The sequence below is a fragment of the Halomonas sp. BC04 genome, assembly GCF_000568385.1.
In genome coordinates this window covers 1-6,649 of record NZ_AZQX01000189.1, presented here as the reverse complement: position 1 = coordinate 6,649, position 6,649 = coordinate 1, and the positions used below count along the sequence as shown (strand labels likewise).

The 6,649-nt window shown below is 66.4% G+C and carries 9 protein-coding genes and 1 pseudogene; 2 read left to right on the top strand and 8 right to left on the bottom strand.

Annotation, left to right across the window (positions count from 1 at the left end; translation table 11 throughout):
• Positions 1-115: 115 nt before the first annotated feature.
• The 4 genes from Q427_RS32310 to Q427_RS13435 form a co-directional block, all read right to left on the bottom strand.
• Positions 116-304 carry an ABC transporter ATP-binding protein gene (locus Q427_RS32310; RefSeq protein ID WP_051496368.1) on the bottom strand — a complete coding sequence of 63 codons (189 nt, stop codon included), beginning with the start codon at positions 302-304 and terminating at the stop codon, positions 116-118.
• Positions 301-699, bottom strand: a complete 399-nt coding sequence (locus Q427_RS34070) for an ABC transporter permease (RefSeq protein WP_231613690.1) — start codon at positions 697-699, stop codon at positions 301-303. The genes Q427_RS32310 and Q427_RS34070 overlap by 4 nt, the downstream gene beginning before the upstream one ends.
• Positions 651-1,004: a hypothetical protein gene (locus tag Q427_RS34065; RefSeq protein ID WP_231613689.1), complete on the bottom strand. Its 354-nt coding sequence runs from the start codon at positions 1,002-1,004 to the stop codon at positions 651-653. Before Q427_RS34065 ends, Q427_RS34070 begins: the two co-directional genes overlap by 49 nt.
• Positions 1,005-1,162: 158 nt before the next feature.
• Positions 1,163-2,248 carry a patatin-like phospholipase family protein gene (locus tag Q427_RS13435; RefSeq protein ID WP_043514665.1) on the bottom strand — a complete coding sequence of 362 codons (1,086 nt, stop codon included), beginning with the start codon at positions 2,246-2,248 and terminating at the stop codon, positions 1,163-1,165.
• A 143-nt stretch (positions 2,249-2,391) separates the two neighbouring features.
• On the opposite strand from Q427_RS13435, the pseudogene Q427_RS36910 reads away from it, so the two are divergent.
• Positions 2,392-2,946, top strand: a pseudogene (locus Q427_RS36910) (CorA family divalent cation transporter); the annotation flags it as partial.
• 68 nt (positions 2,947-3,014) lie between these two features.
• Positions 3,015-3,515, top strand: a complete 501-nt coding sequence (gene corA / locus Q427_RS35345; protein WP_269321242.1) for a magnesium/cobalt transporter CorA — start codon at positions 3,015-3,017, stop codon at positions 3,513-3,515.
• Between the two features lie 93 nt (positions 3,516-3,608).
• Here corA and Q427_RS13425 read toward each other — a convergent pair whose 3' ends face one another.
• The 4 genes from Q427_RS13425 to Q427_RS30140 form a co-directional block, all read right to left on the bottom strand.
• Positions 3,609-4,748 carry an alpha/beta hydrolase family protein gene (locus Q427_RS13425; RefSeq protein ID WP_051496365.1) on the bottom strand — a complete coding sequence of 380 codons (1,140 nt, stop codon included), beginning with the start codon at positions 4,746-4,748 and terminating at the stop codon, positions 3,609-3,611.
• Positions 4,749-4,886: 138 nt separating this feature from the next.
• Positions 4,887-5,432: a cupin domain-containing protein gene (locus Q427_RS13420; RefSeq protein ID WP_043514662.1), complete on the bottom strand. Its 546-nt coding sequence runs from the start codon at positions 5,430-5,432 to the stop codon at positions 4,887-4,889.
• A 33-nt stretch (positions 5,433-5,465) separates the two neighbouring features.
• On the bottom strand, positions 5,466-5,768 hold the full coding sequence (locus Q427_RS32295; protein WP_197030638.1) for a BBE domain-containing protein: 303 nt from the start codon (positions 5,766-5,768) through the stop codon (positions 5,466-5,468).
• Positions 5,765-6,649, bottom strand: an 885-nt coding sequence (locus Q427_RS30140; RefSeq protein WP_197030637.1) for an FAD-binding oxidoreductase, incomplete at its 5' end; no start/stop codon positions are given. The genes Q427_RS30140 and Q427_RS32295, both read right to left, overlap by 4 nt.

The following is a 6,649-nucleotide window of genomic DNA, read 5'->3' as shown; positions in this document are numbered from 1 at the left end:
CGCAGCATCACCGGGCGCTGGAAGACCATCGCCTGGCGCAGGAGGCGGCCGCTGTCATGGGTCGCCCAGCGCACTTGACCGCTGCTGGGGGCGAGCAGGCCATGGGCCAGGCGCATCAGCAGGCTCTTGCCGGCCCCGTTGGTCCCAGTATCACCGTGCGACCGCGGGGCGCCAGCGTGAGGTCGACATCCTGCAGCAGTGTCTGGCCCCGGTGGGAAAAGCCGAGCCCTTCCAGGCGCAGCACGGGCTCGCTTGTCGGCGAAACGGGTGGCAGCCAGGTGGCGGGCTGGCAGAAGTCGTTCATCCCAGTTTCCTCCTGGCACGTTCGCCGACCAGATAGGCCGTGCCGTTGACCAGTGCCACCAGGCCCAGCAGCACCAGGCCAAGGCCGAGTGCCAGTGCCAGGTTGCCCTTGCTGGTTTCCAGGGCGATGGCCGTGGTCATCACCCGGGTCACGCCGTCGATGTTGCCACCGACGATCAGCACGGCGCCGACCTCGGCGCTAGCCCGGCCGAAGCCGGCCAGTATCACCGTCATCAGCGCGAAGCGGGCATCCCAGAGCAGGCTGGGCATGGCGCGAAGGCGAGTCACGCCGAAGGAGTGCAGCTGTTCGCGGTACTCGTCCCAGAGGATCAGGACATGGTCGCGGGTCAGGGCGGCGATGATGGGCAGCACCAGCAACGACTGGGCGATGACCATGGCGGTGGGAGTGAACAGCAGCCCCAGCTCACCCAGGGGCCGGCCCGGGACAGCATCAGATAGACCAGCAGGCCGGCCACGACCGGCGGCAGGCCCATGAAGGCGTTGAGCAGCGTGACCACCAGGCCGCGGCCGGGGAATTGCCAAAGCGCCAGTGCGGCGCCCAACGGCAGTCCGATCAGCGCCCCGACCAGAACGGCGGCCAGCGACACCTGAAGCGACAGGGTCACGATGCCGAGCAGGGTCGGATCCAGGCCCAGGATCAGGCTGAGGGCGGCCTGGAAGGCGTTGTCGGTATCCGGCATTCGCGGCTCCGGGCGAGTGTGGCGATGGCCCATGGTAAGCCAAGGCCGGGCTGGCGGCATTCACGAAACGACCCACACATGCCAGCCCGGCGCAGTGAAGCCGCAACCACGGCCGTGCACCGGTTCTCTCCATCAGGTCAGGTAGGCATGCTAACCTTTCATTTCTCGCTCTCGCCACGCCCGGTGGGCGCTTCCTCAGGCCTGGCGAAGGGGCGGAAGGAATCCTGGAAGACCGCATTCAGGTCGAAGGACGAGCACTTGCCGATGGAATCGAAGTGCTGGTCGAGCCAAAGGTCGGCCCAGGCACGCCCCTGGGTATGCAGCCGGGAAACAAAGTCCCATTCCGCGTTGAGCTTGCTCGAGGCGCTGAGCTTCTCGACCTCCTGCTCGGCATGGATCAGGTGCAGGCGCATGGAGCGATACCGCTCCAGCTCGACGTCCGCCGTGTCGATCAGTTGCTGCAATAGCTGGATGCTGCGCAGTTCCTTGATCAGGCTGGTGTTGAAGGTGATCTCGTTGATGCGGTTGATGATGTCCCGGGCGCTTTCGGGGAGCTGGCTGCGAACCAGGGGGTTGACCTGTACCACCACCAGATCACGGCAGCCCTGGTCGTCCACCAGCGGGAAGAGGGCGGGGTTGCCGCTGTAGCCACCATCCCAGTAGGCCTCACCATCGATCTCCACGGCCGGGAACATGAACGGCAGGCAGGCCGAGGCCATGACGGTATCCACGCTCAGCTCGGGCTGGCGGAACACCTTGGCGCGCCCGGTACGCACATTGGTGGCGGTAACGAATATCTTCGCCTTGCTGCAGGCGTTTACCCGCTCGAAGTCCACCAGTTCGCTGACCAGGTCACGCAATGGGTTAATGCCCAGGGGGTTGAGCTTCGCCGGGGGAACCAGTTGGGTGAGGCTTTCGAAGAAGAGATAGCTCGGCGAGGTATCGAGACCGTCGTTGCCCATCAGCCGATCCCAGGGGGAGCGCTGGATCGGTGAGAAACGCGCTGCGTCGCTGACGCCCTTCCAGAAGGTATGCAGCGCTTCCCGGGCACCCTCGCGGCCGCCCTTGTGCAGTCCATCGGCCAATACCACGGCATTCATGGCGCCGGCACTGGTGCCGCTGACCCCGTCGATCTCCAGCCGCTCCTCTTCCAGCAGCCGGTCGAGAACGCCCCAGGTCAGGGCGCCGTGGGAACCGCCGCCCTGTAGTGCGAGGTCGATGAGCTTCTTGTCGTCCTTCGCCATGCTATCTCCTTGAAGTCTGAATGCTGCGATGCAGTGTAGGCTTCTCGGGCGTCTCTGTCTGCCGAAATGGTTCTCTTCCAGGCTGGTGAAATCGCGTGAACAACTGCCAGGCGATCACGGTGGGTTCGCCCATCGCCCAGGGCATGCCACTATTAGCTTGCCGAATTGCCAGGATGTCTCTCATGACCCGTCTGTTCAAGAAGCACTATCACCCGGCCGGCACCGCGCCGGGTACCCTGCGAGAACTCTCGATGGAACAGGCGGCCCTGCACGGTCCCGCCACCTTCTCCCTGGTTTGTCGCGAGGCCGGCCGCTGGGGCGAGGTGCACGAGGTCGCATCCGAGGCGATTCCCGAAGCGTCGGAGGAGGGGGCGCTGTACTGGCTGCATGTGCAGGGTATGCCGGCGGCCGAGGAACTCGAGCGGCTCGGCGAGCGGGCGGGTCTGCATCCGCTGGTCCAGGAGGACATACTCAATGGCGGTCAGCGGCCCAAGGTCGAGCGTTTCGATGCGTCGCTGGTGGTCATCCTCGGCATACCCGAGGTGGACGACGAGGGTAGGCTGCATATCTACCAGCTGACGCTGTTCATGGGTGGCAATATCGTCGTCAGCGTGATGGCGGAGAGCCTGGACCCCTTTGTCGAGGTACGCCGTCGGCTCAAGGAGCGGGGAGGACGAGCGCTCGGTGAACCCGACGACCTGCTCTATGGCCACCTCGATGCTGCCGTGGACCACGCCTTCCCGGTGCTGGATGGGATAGCGAGCGTATCGAGGAACTCGAGATGGAGATCCTCAACCGCCCCGACAGTTCGACCCTGGAGCGGCTGCATGGTCTTAAGCGCGAACTCATCATGCTGCGGCGCTATCTCTGGCCCACCCGCGAAGTCATCAACCAGCTGCTGCGTGACCACGACGACCTGTTCACGCCGGATACGCGCATGTGGATGCGCGACGTCTACGACCATACCGTGCAGATCATGGACCTGGTGGAGAGCTATCGCGACATGGCCGCCAGCCTGCTCGATATCTATCTCTCCAGCATGAGTCACCGGCTCAACGAGAGCATGCGAACCCTGACCATCATCGCCACCGTCTTCATGCCGCTGACCTTTATCGTCGGCGTCTACGGCATGAACTTCGAGCACCCCACCAGCCCCTTTGCTATGCCGGAGCTGGGCTGGTACTGGGGCTATCCCATGGTGTGGGGCGTGATGATCGCCGTTGCCATCGGCATGGTCGTCTGGTTCAAGCGCAGGCGGTGGTTCTGATCATGACCTGCCAGGGCCATCACCGCCCGCAAGCCGTTCGAGTGATCAGCAACTGCCGTAGCCGCGTCCCCGGCGTCCGCCGTTCAGGAAGCCTCACTGCTGCTCCCCCAGAGCCAGCACACGAGTGGTCGCGCGCCATAGGTCCCAGCCGTCCCGCCAGCCGGGGGATACCTCCACATGCTCGAGCCCCCCGGCCTCATACAACCGGGCCTGGCCCTGGGGCAGAGCGTCCTGTAAGCGCCTGCTGTGGCTGACCGGGATCACCCGGTCATTCGGCCCGTGAATCAGCACCAGTTGTGCCTGCAGCTTGTCGAGATTCCGCGCCGACAGATCCAGCGCCTCGAACTCCTCCACCATCGGTGGCGGTAGTGCCGCGATCAGCGCCTCCACCCGCTCGGGATCTTCATTGGTCACCAGGTTGTAAGCCGCCTGCGCCTCTGGTCCCAGGCGATTCACCTTGGCTTGCACCGAGGCGAGAGGGTCGTCCAGCTTGCGCCGGGCGATGGCGGCCAGTAATGCCCGGTCTTCCTCGTTATCCAGCCAGTGAAGCTGGCTCAGCAGCATCGCCCAGCGACCCTCCTGCAGCGGCGGTGGTGCCTCCTGGCCGGTGCCGCCACGGTCCTCACCGGTGGTGACATAGCGCAGCATGTCCGTCAGGTCGTAGTAGCCCCCCAGGGCGATCAGGAAGCGTACCCGGTCCGCGGTATCCTCCTGCTTGGCGGCGATCAGCGCCGGTCCCACCGCCAGGCTGATGGCGGCCACCGCCGTGTCCGACTCTCCTGCCGGCAGCTCATCCGCGGCATAGCGAATGGCATCGGCGATCGACTCCGCCTCGCGGGTGCTGATGGAATAGTTCTTCAGGCCCTCCAGGTCCGGCACCATCACCGTGAACCCCAGGCGGGACAGCGTCATCGCGAACTCCATCAGGCGTGGATCGCGGCGACCCGCCTCGGTGAGGCCATGGACCAGAATCAAGCTGCCCCGGTGGGGCTCCTCCGGGCGGTAGAGGTCCGCCTGGTACTCACGCTCGTCGATCGCATAGGACAGGCCCTCACGGCTGGGGTCCGGGGTTCGCAGCTTCAGCCGGCTTTCCTCGTTGCCTGCCGCAATATCCCCCAGGGCCAGCAGCGCCTCGTAGCCCCGGCTGACACTGCCGTGTCCCACCAGCAGGGTGGCGATCAGCCCCGTCACCAGCAAGAAGGCGGCGACTCGTGTTGCAAGCGTCATGGCCATGCCGTTGATCCGTAGGGAGGAGAGCCCATGACTTCATGAGACTTCCCGGCCCGAGTGTCGTTCGGCGGGGGCGCGGAGAGACCCGACGGTGACGGCAGGTCCAGGCCCCGGTGCCATCAGGCACCGGGGCAAGGCGGCTCAGTGAGCATTGCCGATAGGCAGGTCGGGACAGCTCTGCTCAGGCTCTCCGGGCAGGGTCAGGCCCTGGCCGTTCTCGCCCTCGGGAGCGTTGAAGAAGGTCGCCACCACCACGGCGACCTCGTCCTCGCTGGGGTTGAAGGAGCTGTGGATGTTGTCGAATCCCGGGTCGATGAACAGCTCGCCAGCCGTATAGGGGCGCTCGACACAGTCATCAGGATAGACGTAGACCAGGGTGCCCTGGCGGATGGTAGCGATCACCGGGCCGGGATGGGTGTGCCAGGGGAAGGCCGCCCCCGGCTGGACGGTGATCTCGGCCATGGCGACCCGCCCGGGGTCGGGCAGCTCCAGGACCTGGCGGTCCCGGCCCTCGACGGCGAGGCTGATCTCCAGGCTCACCTCGTCGGTGATGACGCTACGCTCGGTCAGCTCCTGCACGGCGATAGGCGGTGGGTCGTCGCCCGCCGCCAGTGGTGGGGCGGCCAGCGCCAGGGCGCCGAGGGCAAGGGCAGCGAGGGTCAGGGGATGGGGCGCTTGGGGTTTCATCGTAATTCTCCTTCGTCTCGTTAGACGTGATGATCACGCCGGGAGTGCCGGCGGGATGTTGTGGTTGTGGCGGAACAGGTTCTGCGGGTCGTAGCGCGCCTTGATGCGCGCCAGGCGCGCGTAGTTCTCGCCATAGGTGGCCCGGATTCGGTCGTGTCCCTCGTCCATCATGAAGTTCACGTAGGCCCCGCCGGCCGAGCTGGGGTGCAGGGCCTCCCAGTAGCGCACGGCCCAGTCGCGCACGCGGTCGGCGTTGGCCGGGTCGGGATCGATACCCACTACCACGGCGCTCCAGTTGGCCGCCCGGTGGTGGAAGGCGGTCTCCTCCCGGCTCACGCGGTGGACGGCTCCGTCGGTGGGGTAGACGTGCATGGTGGAGAGTGGGGTGGGCACCTCGGCGAAGCGCTCGTGGACGGCGATCGCCTCGTCGGTGATCTCGGTGAAGAAGTCGCCTCGCCAGTAGGAGTGCAGCCCCGGCGGGTAGAGCGGGTCGAAGACCGACTGCAGGGCCGGGAAGGGCACCTCGTGGATGCCGTCCAGCAGCGGCGAGCCGAACTCGCGTGCCGGAGCGAGGGCGGCGTCGGCGTCCTCGCGGTCGCCGCTATAGACCAGACGACGCCACAGACATGGCGGCCATGCAGGGCCTCCGGGAAGGGCGGTGCCGGCGGCACGGTGCCGACCATGAAGAAGCCGTTGAGCGCTTCCGGCGCCGACGGAAGGAAGTCGCGATACCAGCGCAGCACCGCTCCGGTGTCGGCCAGGTCATACAGGACCGGTCCGGCCATGACGTTGCGCACCGGATGGCAGCGGAACTGGAAGGCGGTGACCACCCCGAAGTTACCTCCGCCGCCGCGTAGCGCCCAGAACAGGTCGGGATGCGTCTCGTCGCTGGCGGTCACGAAGCTGCCATCGGACAGCACCACGTCGGCGGCCAGCAGGTTGTCGATGGTCAGCCCGTAGTGGCGGGTAAGGTAGCCGCTTCCGCCGCCGAGGGAGAGGCCCCCGACGCCGCTGGTGGAGATGATGCCGAAGGGGGTGGCGAGCTCGAAGGCGTGGGTCGCGTGATCGACGTCACCCAGGGTGCAGCCGCCCTGCACCAGTACGCTGCGCTCGGTCGGGTCAACGCGCACGCCACGCATGGCCGAGAGGTCGATCACCAGACCGCCGTCACACACCGCCTGGCCGCTGGCGCTGTGGCCGCCGCCTCGCACGGCGAG